Raw genomic sequence first — 14651 nt, 5'->3', positions numbered from 1 at the left:
GGGCGGGTAATCTCCGGAATGCGCAAATGGGCGGCGTTGCGCGAACGACTCTGGCGCGGCATCGGGTGGGGAGGCCGGTCTGGGCGTTGGGCGTGTGCCATGGCGTTCAGCGCAGCGCCGACAGCAGCAGGGTCAAGGCGTGCTCGGTCGCCGCTGCGCGGACCTGGGCGCGGCCCAATGCGCCGTGTTCGATGGTTTCAGTGGTCACTTTGTCGGCGGTGGCGAGGCCATAGCAGACGCGGCCTTCGGGCTTGAACTCCGATCCGCCGGGACCGGCGATGCCGGTGATGGCGACGGCGACGGTCGCGCCCGCCGCGCGGCGGGCCCCTGTCGCCATTTCGGCGGCGACCTGTTCGGATACCGCGCCGTGCGCCTCCAGCGTGGCGGGGGTGACGCCCAGCATCTCGGTCTTGGCCAGGTTCGAATAGGTCACGAAGCCGCGCTGGAAGATGTCGGAGGACCCGGCGATATCGGTGATCGCGGCGGCAACCTTGCCGCCGGTGCAGCTTTCGGCCGTGGTGACGGTGGCGCGTTTTTGCCGGGCGAGGTCAAGGAGTTGCGCGGCGAGGCTCACATCAGCACCCCATGCGCGAGGCCGGCGAGGACGATGGCCACGAGGGCGGCAAAGACCCCGGCCAGCACGTCGTCCAGCATCACCGACAGCGGCGTGTGCCAGCGGTCGACGCGGCCGATGATCCAGGGTTTCCAGATGTCGAACAGGCGGAACAGCACGAACCCCGCGACCCAGCCGGGCCACAGCCTCCAGACCTCGACCGACATGAGCATCGCGCCGTAACTGACGGGAAACAGGGCGATCCACTGGCCGACCAGTTCGTCGATCACGACCCAGGAGGGATCGTCGCCCGCGCCTTGGGCGGTGAGTTTCTGCACCGCCATCAGGCCGGTGATGAAGGCGAAGAAGGTTAGGTTCAGCAGCAGCCAGAAGCCGCCCAGCTGGTGGATGCCATAGGCCAGCGGCAGGGCGGCGAGCGACCCCCAGGTGCCCGGCGCGGGGCGCAGGTAGCCGACGCCGCCCAATGACGCGACCCACCTCATGACGCCACCAGCGTCGCGGTGGCCAGCGCCGCGATCCCCTCTTCGCGCCCGGTGAAACCGAGCCGTTCGGACGTGGTCGCCTTGACCGAGACGCGGCCCGGCTCCAGCCCCATGATGCGCGCCATCTCGGCCTGCATCGCGCTGGCATGGGGGCCGATCTTGGGGCGTTCGCAGATCAGCGTGAGGTCGACGTTGGAGATGGCGTAGCCGCGTGTACGGGCGAGGTCGACGGCGTGGCGCAGGAAGATCTCGCTGGCGGCCCCCTTCCACTGCGGGTCGGAGGGCGGGAAGTGGCGGCCAATGTCGCCCTCGGCCAGCGCGCCGTAGATCGCGTCGGTGACGGCGTGCATGCCGACATCGGCGTCGGAATGGCCCGTGAGCCTGCGATCGTGCGGCACGTGCACACCGCAGAGGATGACGGCGTCGCCCTCTTCGAAGGCGTGCACGTCAAAGCCGTTGCCAAGGCGTATGTCCATCTGTCCTCGCAGAAGCTGTTCGGCGCGGGCGAAGTCGCCCGGCGTGGTGATCTTGAGATTGCGTTCGTCGCCGGCAACGATGGCCACGTCCAGACCGGCGGCGCGGGCCACGGCCACGTCATCGGCCGCGGCGCCGGTGTTGGCGCGGTGGGCGGCCAGGATGCGGGCAAAGTCAAAGCCTTGCGGGGTCTGCGCGCGATACAGCCGGTCGCGGTCCTGGGTGCCGGAGACAAGCCCGGCCTCGCCGCGCCAGAGCGCATCGCTGACCGGCAGCGCGGGGGCCGCACCGGGGTGGCTGTCGAGCGCGGCGATGACGGCGTCGATGACGTGGGGCGGCACGCAGGGGCGGGCGACGTCGTGGATCAGCACGCGGTCGGGGGCCTGCGGCGCCAGCGCCTCGAGCCCCGCGCGGACCGAGGCGGCGCGGTCGGCGCCGCCGTGGACCAGCGTGACCTCCAGCCCGGCGCAGGCGTCCTGCGCGATGGCGCGGTCGTCGGGGTGAATCACCAGCGCCAAGGGGCCGCGCCCGGCAAAGGCCTCGAGCGTCCAGCGCGCCACGGGGCGGCCGGCGAGGTCGCGCCACTGTTTCGGCGTGCCGCCCCCGGCGCGCGTCCCGCGTCCGGCCGCAACGAATAGAAAGGCTGTGCGCATCGGTCCCCTGTCCCTGACAGGGCTGTTCATAGGCGCTGGCGCGGCGCGGCGCAATCTGGCGGGGGTGGTGCCCGATTTTTGGGCATTCGCCGACGTGGCGCTTGCAAAACCGGCGCGAAACATTGTGGACCACCGGGGTTCGGACTACTTCTGGCGGGCAAGGGATAACCTGTCGCCATCGCACAAGGACCGGGCATTTGGGCTTTGATCTTGGAGATCGGCGGATCACCGTACCCGTTTTGCTGGCGCCGCTGGCGGGAATCACCGATCTGCCCTTTCGTTCACTGGTGTCGCGTTTCGGCGCGGGTCTCGTCGTGTCCGAGATGATCGCCAGCGGCGAGTTCCTGACCGCGCGTCCCGGCACGCGGGAAAAGGCCGAGCTGGGCGCGCAGATCGAGAACACCTCGGTGCAGATCGCCGGGCGCGAGCCGGGGCCGATGGCCGAGGCGGCGCGGATGGTGGCCGACATGGGCGCGCGGGTGATCGACATCAACATGGGCTGCCCGGCCAAGAAGGTGACGGGCGGCTGGTCCGGCTCGGCCCTGATGCGGGCGCCGGACCACGCGCTGCGGCTGATCGAGGCGGTGGTGGCGGCGGTCGACCTGCCGGTGACGCTGAAGACGCGGCTGGGCTGGGACGACGACTGTCTGAACGCGCCCGATCTGGCGCGGCGGGCCGAGGGCGCGGGGGTGCGGATGGTGGTGATCCACGGCCGCACGCGCTGCCAGTTCTACAAGGGAGCGGCCGACTGGGCCGCCATTCGCAAGGTGAGGGACGCCGTGCAAGTGCCTGTGATTGCGAATGGAGATGTGGTTGACGCCACAAGCGCCCGCCGCGCGCTGGCGCAGTCGGGCGCGGCTGGCGTGATGATCGGGCGTGGCGCGCAGGGCGCGCCCTGGCGGCTGGCCGAGGTGGCGCATGCGCTCTATGGCACGCCCGCGCCGCAGGTGCCGACGGGCCGCGCGCTGGCCGACATGGTGGCGGGCCACTACGAGGCGATGCTGGGGTTCTACGGCCAGACGCTGGGCAACCGCGTCGCGCGCAAGCACCTGGGCTGGTACATGGACGCGGCGGGCACCGCCCCCGGCCTGCGCCAGCGCCTGCTGACCGAGCGCGACACCGGCCAGGTGCTGCGCCTGATCCCCGAGGCGATGACGGCACAGACGGTGGCGGCATGAGCCGGGGCGAGCTGGACAGGGACATCTGGTCGTCGCTGCCGGTGCCGGCGATCCTGATCGACGACCAGGACCGCATCGGCGACCTGAACCCCGCCGCCGAAGGCTTCATGAACAACTCGGCCAAGTGGCTGAAGGATCAGCCGCTGTGGGACCGGCTGGCGGTGGATGCGCCGCTGGAAGAAAGCTTTGCCCGCGCCCGCGAGTTCGGCACGCCGCTGTTCGTCAACGACGTGGACGTGGGCACGGGAGCGCGCGCGCCGCTGGTGTGCAACCTGCAGATTGCGCCGCTGGCGGGCAGGCCGGGCTGGATGGTCATGCTGATTTCCCCGCGCGAGCTGGCCGGGCGGATGACGCAGAGCCATTCGGCGAAATCCTCGGCCAAGTCGGCCATCGGCATGGCCGAGATGCTGGCGCACGAGATCAAGAACCCGCTCGCCGGCATCGCCGGGGCGGCGCAGCTGGTCAGCATGAGCCTTGGCCCCGAAGACCTTGAACTGACGGAACTTATCGTGGCCGAGACCCGGCGCATCGTGAAGCTGCTGGAGCAGGTCGAGCAGTTCGGCAACCTGTCGCCGCCGGAACTGCGCGAGGTCAACCTGCACGACGTGCTGGACCGCGCGCGGCGCTCTTCGCTGCTGGGATTCGGCGCGCACATGAAGATCATCGAGGATTACGACCCCTCGCTGCCGATGGCCCATGGCGATCCCGACCAGCTGTTGCAGGTGGTGCTGAACCTGATCAAGAACGCCTCGGAGGCGGCCAGCCCGCAGGAGGGCGGCACGATCCGGCTGCACACCTTCTACGAGCACAGTTTCCGCCTGCGCCGTGCCGATGGCAGCGGCCAGACACTGCCCTTGCAGATCGAGATCATCGACGACGGCCCGGGCCTGCCGCCGGACATCAAGGGCGACATATTCGACCCCTTCGTGTCGGGCAAGGAGAACGGCACCGGGCTGGGGCTGGCGCTGGTGAGCAAGATCATCTCGGACCATGGCGGCTGGATCTCGGTCGACAGCGTGCCGGGGCGCACGGTCTTTCGGATTTCCCTGCCACGGGCCCCCGTGGCGCAAAAGGAGAGCAGTTAAATGGATGGCACAGTCCTGGTCGCTGACGACGACCGCACGATCCGCACCGTTCTGACGCAGGCGCTGACCCGCGCGGGATGCAAGGTGCATGCCACCTCGAGCCTGACGACGCTGATGCGCTGGGTGGCCGAGGGCAAGGGTGACGTGGTCATTTCCGATGTCGTCATGCCGGATGGCAACGGATTGGAAATGCTGCCGAAAATCGCCGCCGACCGGCCCGGCCTGCCGGTGATCGTGATTTCGGCGCAGAACACCATCATGACGGCGATCCAGGCCGCCGAGGCGGCGGCCTACGATTACCTGCCCAAGCCGTTCGACCTGCCCGACCTGATGAAGCGCACCGCGCGGGCGCTGGAGAACCGCAACAAGCAGCCGCGACGCGACGAGAAGGTGGTGGGTGCGGACGAGCCGGACGAGCTGCCGCTGGTCGGCAAGACGCCGGTGATGCAGGGGCTGTACCGGCTGGTGGCCAAGGTGATGAACACCGACCTGCCGGTGCTGATCACCGGCGAGAGCGGCACCGGAAAATCGCTGATCGCCCGCGCGCTGCATGATTTCAGCGACCGGCGCACGCTGCCCTTTGTCACCGTGACGGCGGCGGACCTCGCGGACCTGGACGGACCGGCGCGGGTGCTGGCGCGGGTCAAGGGCGGTACGCTGATGATCGACGAGATCGCCGACATCCCGGACGAGATGCAGGCGCGCCTCGTGCGGATGATGGACGTGCCGGGGGACCATGCGCCGCGGTTCCTGGCGTCGTCGCAGCGCGACCCGCAAACGCTGATCGAGGACCGCCGCGTGCGGCAGGACCTGTTCTACCGGCTGGACGGCGCGGCGATCGCGGTGCCCAGCTTGCGCGAGCGGGTGGAGGACATCCCGCTGCTGGCGGAGCATTTCCTCAACCGGGCCGAGCGCGAGGGCGCGCCGAAACGCTGGCTGTCGAGTGGCGCGGCGGACCTGTTCCGGGTCTATTCCTGGCCGGGCAACGTGCGGCAGCTGGAAAACGCCATCCGCCGCCTGTCGCTGACCAGCCGCGCCGAGGAGATCACCCGCGCCGAGGTCGAGGCGGTGCTGGGCAGCCAGCCCGAGACCGGCCCCATGCTGCGCGGCGGCGACGGCGACAAGCTGGGCGAGAGCGTGAGCCGCCACCTGCGGCGCTACTTTGACCTGCACGGCGCGATGCTGCCGCCGGCGGGGCTGTATACGCGAATCCTGAAAGAGGTCGAAGGCCCGCTGATCGAGATCGCGCTGGAGGCGACGGGCGGAAACCAGGCCAAATGCGCCGACCTTCTGGGCATCAACCGCAATACCCTGCGCAAGAAAATCACCGACCTTGATATTCGCGTGACACGCCGCCGCAAGTTGATGTAAAAGGGCCACAGAACTGTGGCCCCGACGCCTCGGCGTTGTGAGAAGGCCACAATATCTGGCGGTTGCCGGGATCGGACCCCCGAATCCCAGCGCATTGACGAGGGTTGGCTGTGGCCACGCGGGCACGCTTTATGTTTGGGTCCCTGACCTGGGCGCAGATTACCCGACTGCGGCGCACGCGGTTGTTCCAGAATGTCGTGGCGTTGCTGCTGGTGGCGCTGGGGCCGGTGCTGGCCTTTGCCACCTTCATGGTGCTGGGCCCGCTGGACCAGGGCGCGGCGGCGCTGAGCCTGCGGCTGGTGCTGCTGGCGGACCTGGTCTACGTGCTGCTGCTGGCGGCGCTGGTGCTGGCGCGGGTGGCGCGCATGGTGGCCGACCGGCGGGCGCAATCGGCGGGGTCACGCCTGCACCTGCGGCTGACCGCGGCCTTTGCCATGATGGCGCTGCTGCCGACGGTGACGGTCGCCGTCTTTGCCGTGCTGACCATCAACATCGGTCTCGAGACCTGGTTTTCCAGCCGGGTGCAGAACGTGGTGGGCGCGTCGCTGGCCGCCGCCGAGGCCTACGAGGAGGAAAGTCGCGCCGGGCTGATCCAGGACGCGGTGGCACTTGGCGCCTTTCTGGACGCCAACCGCCGCGCCAACACGGTGATGGACGACGGCGAGCTGCGCCAGATCCTGAGCCAGGGCCAGAGCCAGATCCAGCGCGGGTTGCGCGAGGCCTTTGTCATCGACGGCGCGGGCGAGATCCGGGCGCGCGGCGAACGGTCCTACCTGTTCGATTTCGAGCGCCCCTCGCGGACCGATTTCCTGCGCGCCGACGCCGAGGGCGTGACCGTCATCCCCGACTGGGACAACAACGAATTCCGCGCCCTGCTGCCGCTGGACGCCTTTGCCGACCGTTACCTGTACGTCAGCCGCGACGTGGACGGGCAGATCCTCAACCTGCTGGACGAGACGCAGGAAACCGCGCGGTTCTACCAGCAGCAGGAGACCGAGCGCGGCCGGCGGCTGTTCGACTTTGCGCTGCTGTACCTGGGCTTTGCCATGCTGCTGATCCTGGCGGCGACCTGGGCGGGGCTGTGGTTTGCCGAGCGGCTGAGCCGCCCGGTGGGCCGGCTGACCGGGGCGGCGCAGCGCGTCGGCGGCGGCGACCTCGACGTGCAGGTGCAGGAGGAAGAGGGCGACGACGAGATTTCCATGCTGGGGCGCTACTTCAACCAGATGACCCGGCAGCTGAAGGCGCAGCGCGAAACGCTGCTGGAGAACACCCGCCAGATCGAGCGCCGCCAGCGGCTGTTCGATTCGGTGCTGTCCTCGGTCACTTCGGGGGTGGTGGGGCTGGACGCCGAAGGGCGCGTGACCTTTGTCAACCGCTCGGCCGAGCGGCTGCTGGGCTGGCACGAGACGCACCGCGCGGTGCCGCTGGGCGTGGCGGTGCCGGAGTTCGGCGCGCTGTTCGACCGGCTGCGGGCCGAGATGGTGGAGACCGCGCAGGAAGAGGTGAAGGTCAGCCGCGAAGGCCGGCTGGAACACCTGCTGGTGCGGGTCGCCACGCGGCGGCGCGAGGACCGGTCGCTGGAAGGCTACGTGGTGGCCTTTGACGACGTGACCAACCTGGTCAGCGCGCAGCGCATGGCGGCCTGGGGCGATGTCGCCCGGCGCATCGCGCACGAGATCAAGAACCCGCTGACGCCGATCAAGCTGTCGGCCGAGCGCATCCAGCGCACATTCGCCGGCAAGCTGGACGACAAGCAGGCCGAGAAGGTGATCGACCTGACCGACCGCATCGTGCGCCAGACCGAGACGCTGAAACGCATCGTCGACGAGTTTTCGCGCTTTGCCCGGATGCCCGAGCCGGACCGCAAGCCCGAGGACATCGGCCAGCTGCTGCGTCATGCCGTCAGCCTTCAGGAAAGTGGCCAGCCCGGCGTGCGCTTTGTCACCGAGATCCCCGAGACGCCGATGTGGGCCGACCTGGATGCCGACATGATCGGCGGGCAGGCGTTCCTGAACCTGATCAAGAACGCCGGCGAGGCGACCGAGACGCTGCGCGAGACCGGCGCGCCCGAGGGCTATGCCCCCGAGATCCGCATCACCGCCGGGATCGAGGACGGCCGCGCGGTGATCCGCATCATGGACAACGGCATCGGCCTGCCCGAGGACCGCGCGCGGCTGTTCGAACCCTACGTGACGACGCGGGACAAGGGCACCGGCCTGGGCCTGCCGATCGTCAAGAAGATCATCGAGGAACATGGCGGAACGCTGGCGCTGGAAGACGCGCCGGCCTTTGCCGAGGGCGCCCACCCGGGCGCCATGGCCGTCGTGCGGCTGCCGCTGACCCGCGCGGCGCCGCCCGAAGACCCGCCGCCGCAGGCGGCCGCACTGGAAGACGTTTGAGAACGAAGACATGACAGAGAGGCAGCAGAGATGAGCGACATCCTGATCGTAGACGACGAGCGTGACATCCGCGAACTGATCGGCGACATCCTCGAGGACGAGGGCTATGGCACGCGGCTGGCGGGCAACAGCCAGGAGGCCATGGCCGAGATCAACGCCGAGCCGCCCGCGCTGCTGATCCTGGATATCTGGCTGAAGGACAGCAAGATGGACGGGATCGACATCCTCAAGGCGGTCAAGCGCGACAACCCCGATATCCCGGTGGTCATCATCTCCGGCCACGGCAACATCGAGATCGCCGTGGCGGCGATCAAGCAGGGCGCCTACGATTTCATCGAGAAGCCGTTCAACATCGACCAGCTGCTGGTGGTGATCCGCCGGGCGATGGAGACCTCGATCCTGCGGCGCGAGAACCAGCAGCTGAAACGCGGCGAGGTCAAGGCGGCCGAGATGATCGGCGAAAGCGCGTCGTTCCGGGCGCTGCTGGGCCAGCTGGACAAGGTCACCAAATCCAACGGACGGGTGATGCTGACCGGCCCCGCGGGCAGCGGCAAGGAGGTCGCCGCGCGCTATATCCACGCCCAGTCGAACCGCGCCCGCGCTCCCTTTGTCACCGTCAACTGCGCCGGGGTCGAACCCGAGATGATGGAGGCCATGCTGTTCGGCCGCGAGACGTCGAAACGCGGGGTCGAGCCGGGGCTGCTGGAACAGGCGCACGGCGGGGTGATCTATTTCGACGAGGTCGCCGACATGCCGGTGGGGACCCAGTCCAAGATCCTGCGCGTGCTGGTCGACCAGCAGTTCACCCGGGTCGGCGGCAACGACAAGGTGCGGGTCGACCTGCGGGTGATCTCGTCCACCAACCGCGATTTGCAGACCGAGATTGCCGCCGGGCGGTTCCGCGAGGAACTGTATCACCGGCTGAACGTGGTGCCGATCGCCGTGCCGTCGCTGGCCGAGCGGCGCGAGGACATCCCGGTGCTGGCGGGGCATTTCATCGACCTCTGCCACCGCTCGCAGGGGCTGCCGGTGCGCAAGCTGACCGAGGAAGCGGTGGCGCTGATGCAGACCATGACCTGGCCGGGCAACGTGCGCCAGCTCAAGAACCTGGTGGAACGGGTGCTGATCTTGGGCGACGGCACCGGCCCGATCGAGGCGCGCGAACTGCCGCAGGACACCGGCCCGGGCGAGGGCGAGGAGGGCCGCGTGGTGCTGTCGGGCACGCTGGCGACGCTGCCGCTGCGCGAGGCGCGCGAAGCCTTCGAGCGCGAGTACCTGCTGACGCAGATCAACCGCTTTGGCGGCAACATCTCGCGCACCGCGTCGTTTGTCGGGATGGAGCGGTCGGCGCTGCACCGCAAGCTGAAGTCGCTGGGGGTCGTGACCTCGGCCAAGTCGGGCGCGCGCATCGCGCACCTGGACGACCAGTACATCGACGCGTCCTGAGGCCGGCCGATGCAGGGGGCGGGCACACTGACACGCAGGGCGGCGCTGCTGGGGTTTGCGGCGGCGGTGGCGGGCTGCGGGGCGCCAGCGCGCCAGCCGGGCAACAGCTTTGTCGCGGGGCAGGGCGCGGCCGGGCAGGCCGACAAGATCGCCGCCCTTGAGCGCGAAATCCTGGCGCTGGGGCCCGGGGTGTCGCCGCAGGAGGCGGCCACGGTCGCGCGGATCGCGGTTGAAGAGCCGCTGGTCTGGGCGCGGCTCTGGGGCGCGGTGGATGTGCCGCTGATCCACAACATCCAGGTGAACTCCGGGCGCAAGCCGCGCGGGCTGTGCAAGGACTGGGCCGACGACCTGGAGGCGCGGTTGCGGCAGGAGGGGCTGGCCACGCTGGACCTGCACCGCGCCATCGCCAATGCCGACACCCTGCTGATCGAACATTCCACGGTGATCGTGTCGCCCGCCGGCGCGGCGATGACCGAGGGGCTGGTGCTGGATCCCTGGCGGCTGGGTCAGGGGCGGCTGTGGTATGGCCGGGTGACCGAGGATCCGAAATATCGCTGGGTGCCGCGGGCCGAGGTCTTTGCCATGAAGCGCCGGCAGAAACGCCGCCGCGCGCTGCGCGACGGGGTCTGAGCCGAACGGCCGGGCAGAGGTGCGCGTGGCCGTGTCGGGGCGGATTTCCGTTGCGTGACCGCGCGTCGGGCGTCACTCTGACAGCACCCGCACCCAACCACCGCACCCGGAAGGAGGCCGCCATGACACCGATTGCGCAGGCAGGCGCCGCCGCGATCCTCGCCCTGGGCGCGGGGGCGGCCACGGTGTCGGTGATGCGCCCAGACGCGCCCGCCGTGGCCATCCCGGCCGCGCCCTGGGCCGCCGGTCACGCGCTGGACGGGCGGGTGTTCGAGACGGTCGACACGGTGGGCGATCCGGGCAAGGTGATGACCGACACGCTGCGCTTTGCCGACGGGAGGTTCCAGTCCGAGCGGTGCCAGGAGTACTGCGATTTCGGCTGGTCCACCTATCTCACCTGGTACGAGGGCGACACGATCCATTTCACCGTCACCACGACCTGCCCGGAGGCGCCGCACAGCGTGGTCTGGCATGGCACCGTGCAGGGCGGCACGCTGCGTCACGAGGCGACCTGGACCACCCGGCGCTGGTACTGGACGCGCCATATCGCCGCCACCGGGCAGGGGACCGAGGTGCCGCCGGCTGTGGGGGCCTCCGAGGGGTGACACCGCCGCCCCACCGCGCGGGCCGGCCGTGGGGCGTGGCGATCGGGCTGCGGGTCGCGGCGCTGATCGTGCTGGTGCTGCTGGCGACCTGGGGCGCGCACCTGGTGCGCGACGCGCTGGACATGACGCTGATGCCCGAAAACGAACAGGGCGTGCACCGCGCGATCATGCTGGGCGTCTCGGTCTACGTGGTGCTCCTGGCGCTGCCCTTCGTGCCGGGGGCCGAGATCGGCATCGCCCTGCTGACGGCCTTTGGCGCGGCCATCGCGCCGCTGGTCTACGGCGCCACGGTGCTGGCCATGCTGCTGGCCTATTGCGTCGGGCGTTTCCTGCCCGTCACCCTGCTGGCCCGGCTGCTGGCGCTGCTGTACCTGCGCCGCGCCGCCGCGCTGATCGAACGCGCCGCGCCGCTGCCGCGTGCCGAGCGCGCCGCGCTGCTGCTGGAGGGGGCGCCGCCGGGCGTTGTGGCGCTGGCGCTGCGGCACCGCTACCTGGCGCTGGCGCTGGCGCTGAACATCCCCGGCAACGTGGTGATCGGCGGCGGCGGCGGGATCATGATGCTGGCGGGGATCAGCGGGATATTCGCCCCGCTGCCGACCCTGCTGGCGGTGCTGGTGGCGGTGTCGCCGGTTCCGCTGGTCATCGCCCTGACGGGGATGTGACGGCGCGCGCGCGCCGCCCTGCGGCCGTTGACGCCGCCCTCCGGCCATGCGAAGCCGTAGGCGAAACCGCCGGGGACGGCGCAGGCACGGGCCAAGAGGCGCATGAAGGTCATCATTTGCGGGGCAGGGCAGGTCGGCTGGCAGATCGCCCGCCATCTTGCCGGAGAGCGCAACGACGTCACGGTCGTGGACAACAACCCCGACCTGGTGCGCCGTGCCACCGACACGCTGGATGTGCAGGGGATCGCGGGCTTTGCCTCCTACCCCGACGTGCTGGATCGGGCGGGCGCGCGCGATGCCGACATGGTGATCGCGGCGACCCATTCCGACGAAGTCAACATGGTGATCTGCCAGGTGGCGCATTCGGTGTTTTCCGTGCCGCGCAAGATCGCCCGGCTGCGCGCGCAAAGCTACCTGACGGCGATCTACTCGGACCTCTACCGCCGCGATCACATGCCGATCGACGTGGTGATCTCGCCCGAGCGCGAGGTCGCCGAGGCGGCCTTGCAGCGGCTGGCCGCACCTTCGGCCTTTGACACCGAGTCCTTTCTCGAGGGGCAGGCGCAGCTGCTGGGGCTGACGATCGACGAGGACTGCCCGATCGTGAACACCCCGCTCAAGCAGCTGACCGACCTGTTCTCGACCCTGCGGTCGGTCGTGGTGGGGGTGCGGCGCGAGGGGCAGCTGTTTGCCCCGGAAGCCAACGACCAGCTGTTCGAGGGCGACAGCTGTTACGTCATGGTCCATGCCGAGGACGTGCAGCGCACCATGGAAATCTTTGGCAAGGCGCACCGCAAGCAGGAGCGCGTGGTCATCGTCGGCGGCGGCAACGTCGGGCTGGCGGTCGCCCGCGCGCTGGAGACCGGCAAGATCCGCGTGCGCGCCAAGATGATCGAGCGCAACCGCAAGAACGCCGAGCGCGCCGCCGAGGAGCTGGAGCGCACCATCGTGCTGCACGGCGACGGGCTGGATGCAGCACTGCTGGCCGAGGCCGGGGTGGCGCGGGCCGATGCGGCGCTCTGCGTCACCGACGACGACAAGGTCAACATGCTGGCCGCGGTGCGCGCCAAGGCGGCCGGCTGCCCCATGGTGATCGCGCTGATCAACGACCCGACGCTGGTGCCGCTGATGGAGCCGCTGGGCATCGACGCCTACATCAACCCGCGTTCGACCACCGTCAGCTCGATCCTGCGCCACATCCGCCATGGCCGCGTGAGCCAGGTCTACTCGATCGGCGACGCCGAGGCCGAGGTGATCGAGGCCGAGGTGCTGTCGACCTCGCCGATCTCCGGCAGCCTGATCCGCGAGATCGACTTTCCCGAAGGCGTGCTGGTGGGCGCGGTGCGCAAGGCCGGCAAGGTGATGAAGCCCACCGGCAGCCTGCGCATCGAGGAGGGCGACAAGATCGTGCTGTTTGCGCTGGCGGGCGACGTGCCGGAGGTCGAGCGCCTGCTCCAGGTCTCGATCGACTTTTTCTGAGGCCATGTCCCGCGCCGCGCACACAGCGACAGCCGACACGGGGCACGCCGCAGGGGGCACGGGCCGATGAAGATGCTGTCCCGCCTGCCGCTGTTCCTGATGATGACCGGGCTGGGGTCGCTGGCGATGCTGCTGCCGGCGGCCTATGCGCTGGCGATCGAGGAATTCCACGACGCGCGCAGCTTTTTCTACAGCGCGGTGCTGGGCGTGGTGTTTACCCTGCTGGTGGGCCTCGCGCTGGACAACCGCGCGCACAACCGCAGCGCGCTGCGCCAGCTGGTGGCGCTGGCGGCGGGTTTTGTCCTGCTGCCGCTGCTGTTCACCGTGCCGTTCCACGAGGCGGTGCGCACCACCAGCTTTGTCAGCGCCTATTTCGAGATGGTGTCGAGCTTTACCACCACCGGCGCCACGCTGTTCGACGCGGGCCGGCTGTCGGGGCCGGAGCACCTGTGGCGGGCGCAGGTCGGCTGGATGGGCGGGCTGCTGATGTGGATTGCCGCTTCGGCCATCCTGGCGCCGCTGGCGCTGGGGGGCTTCGAGGTGACGGCCAGCGGCGAGCCGGGGCAGGCGGTGGCGGTGGGCGCGTCCAACACCGGGCCGTCGGACCCGATGCACCGGCTGGCGCGCAGCACGGAAATGCTGTTTCCGGTCTACCTCGGGCTGACGCTGGCGCTGACGGTGATGCTGCTGGTGGCGGGCGATCCGCCGCTGGTGGCGCTGAGCCACGCGATGTCGGTGATGTCGACCTCGGGCATCTCGCCGCTGGCGGAGCAGGGCACCGCGCCCAGCGGGCTGGCGGGCGAGATGATCCTGTTCATCTTCATGTTCTTCGCGCTGTCGCGGCTGACCTTTTCCGCCGACACCCGGCAGGTGCGCGGGCTGCTGAACGATCCGGAGTTCCGGCTGGGCGTGATCATCGTGGTGGCGGTGCCGCTGTTGCTGTTCGTGCGGCACTGGGCGGCGGCCTTTGACATCGGCGAGGAACAGGACTGGACCGCCGGGCTGCGCGCGCTCTGGGGCGGGTTGTTCACCGCGCTGTCGTTTCTCAGCACCACCGGGTTCGTCAGCGGCGACTGGGACACCGCGCAGGACTGGTCGGGGCTGTCGACGCCGGGGATCATCCTGATGGGGCTGGCGCTGGTCGGCGGCGGGGTGGCGACGACGGCGGGCGGGGTCAAGCTGCTGCGGGTCTACGCGCTGTACCTGAACGGCGCGCGCGAGATCGAGCGGCTGGTGCATCCCAACTCGGTCGGCCGCGCCGGGCCGCTGGGCCGGCGGGTGCGGCGCGAGGGGGCGTTCATCGCCTGGGTCTTTTTCATGTTCTTCGCGCTGACGCTGGCGGCGATGACGCTGATCCTGGGCCTCTACAACATCGATTTCGAACGCGCGACGACGCTGACCATCGCCACGCTGTCCAACACCGGGCCGCTGATCGAGATGGGGCCGGCCAGGCGGATCGACCTGCTGGGCTATGCCTGGGATCTCAAGCTGATCCTCTGCGCGGCGATGGTGCTGGGACGGCTTGAACTTCTGGCGATCATCGTCATGATCAGCCCTGACGTATGGCGCGAGTAGGGGCGGAAGGACCAGACCGGGGCCCCGGGCCCGGTCCG

At 69.7% G+C, this 14651-nt stretch carries 13 protein-coding genes; 10 read left to right on the top strand and 3 right to left on the bottom strand.

Going from position 1 to position 14651, the window contains the following annotated elements; all coding sequences use genetic code 11:
• Positions 1 to 106: 106 nt before the first annotated feature.
• The 3 genes from MAA8898_RS03940 to MAA8898_RS03930 are packed head-to-tail and all read right to left on the bottom strand — an operon-like array spanning position 107 to position 2183.
• Entirely contained in the window at positions 107 to 574 is a 468-nt protein-coding gene (locus MAA8898_RS03940; RefSeq protein ID WP_094019681.1) for a CinA family protein, read from the bottom strand.
• Complete coding sequence (locus MAA8898_RS03935; RefSeq protein WP_094019680.1) at positions 571 to 1056, bottom strand: phosphatidylglycerophosphatase A family protein; 486 nt, start codon at positions 1054 to 1056, stop codon at positions 571 to 573. Before MAA8898_RS03935 ends, MAA8898_RS03940 begins: the two co-directional genes overlap by 4 nt.
• A complete protein-coding gene (locus tag MAA8898_RS03930; protein WP_094019679.1) occupies positions 1053 to 2183 on the bottom strand; it encodes a bifunctional 2-C-methyl-D-erythritol 4-phosphate cytidylyltransferase/2-C-methyl-D-erythritol 2,4-cyclodiphosphate synthase in 1131 nt (376 codons plus the stop codon). Before MAA8898_RS03930 ends, MAA8898_RS03935 begins: the two co-directional genes overlap by 4 nt.
• Positions 2184 to 2380: 197 nt before the next feature.
• Between MAA8898_RS03930 and dusB the strand changes: the two genes are divergently transcribed.
• From dusB to MAA8898_RS03880, 10 genes are all read left to right on the top strand, one after another.
• The gene (dusB, locus tag MAA8898_RS03925; protein ID WP_094019678.1) at positions 2381 to 3361 is read left to right on the top strand and encodes a tRNA dihydrouridine synthase DusB; all 981 of its coding nucleotides are present in this window, start codon (positions 2381 to 2383) and stop codon (positions 3359 to 3361) included.
• Complete coding sequence (locus MAA8898_RS03920) at positions 3358 to 4446, top strand: two-component system sensor histidine kinase NtrB (protein ID WP_094019677.1); 1089 nt, start codon at positions 3358 to 3360, stop codon at positions 4444 to 4446. Before dusB ends, MAA8898_RS03920 begins: the two co-directional genes overlap by 4 nt.
• On the top strand, positions 4447 to 5817 hold the full coding sequence (locus MAA8898_RS03915; RefSeq protein ID WP_094019676.1) for a response regulator: 1371 nt from the start codon (positions 4447 to 4449) through the stop codon (positions 5815 to 5817).
• A gap of 131 nt (positions 5818 to 5948) precedes the next feature.
• Positions 5949 to 8216 (top strand): sensor histidine kinase NtrY-like, encoded by a 2268-nt coding sequence (locus MAA8898_RS03910; RefSeq protein ID WP_094019675.1) that lies wholly within the window; start codon positions 5949 to 5951, stop codon positions 8214 to 8216.
• Between the two features lie 30 nt (positions 8217 to 8246).
• Positions 8247 to 9662, top strand: a complete 1416-nt coding sequence (gene ntrX / locus MAA8898_RS03905; RefSeq protein ID WP_094019674.1) for a nitrogen assimilation response regulator NtrX — start codon at positions 8247 to 8249, stop codon at positions 9660 to 9662.
• A gap of 9 nt (positions 9663 to 9671) precedes the next feature.
• On the top strand, positions 9672 to 10292 hold the full coding sequence (locus tag MAA8898_RS03900) for a hypothetical protein (protein WP_094019673.1): 621 nt from the start codon (positions 9672 to 9674) through the stop codon (positions 10290 to 10292).
• 122 nt (positions 10293 to 10414) lie between these two features.
• Entirely contained in the window at positions 10415 to 10897 is a 483-nt protein-coding gene (locus tag MAA8898_RS03895) for a hypothetical protein (RefSeq protein WP_094019672.1), read from the top strand.
• Entirely contained in the window at positions 10894 to 11559 is a 666-nt protein-coding gene (locus MAA8898_RS03890) for a hypothetical protein (protein ID WP_245853233.1), read from the top strand. Before MAA8898_RS03895 ends, MAA8898_RS03890 begins: the two co-directional genes overlap by 4 nt.
• Before the next feature lie 102 nt (positions 11560 to 11661).
• Entirely contained in the window at positions 11662 to 13038 is a 1377-nt protein-coding gene (gene trkA / locus MAA8898_RS03885; protein WP_094019670.1) for a Trk system potassium transporter TrkA, read from the top strand.
• Positions 13039 to 13104: 66 nt separating this feature from the next.
• Complete coding sequence (locus MAA8898_RS03880) at positions 13105 to 14613, top strand: TrkH family potassium uptake protein (RefSeq protein WP_094019669.1); 1509 nt, start codon at positions 13105 to 13107, stop codon at positions 14611 to 14613.
• Positions 14614 to 14651 lie beyond the last annotated feature (38 nt).

Source organism: Antarctobacter aquimaris (assembly GCF_900184945.1).
GTDB lineage: Bacteria > Pseudomonadota > Alphaproteobacteria > Rhodobacterales > Rhodobacteraceae > Maliponia > Maliponia aquimaris.
This window is presented reverse-complemented; position numbering and strand designations above follow the sequence as displayed.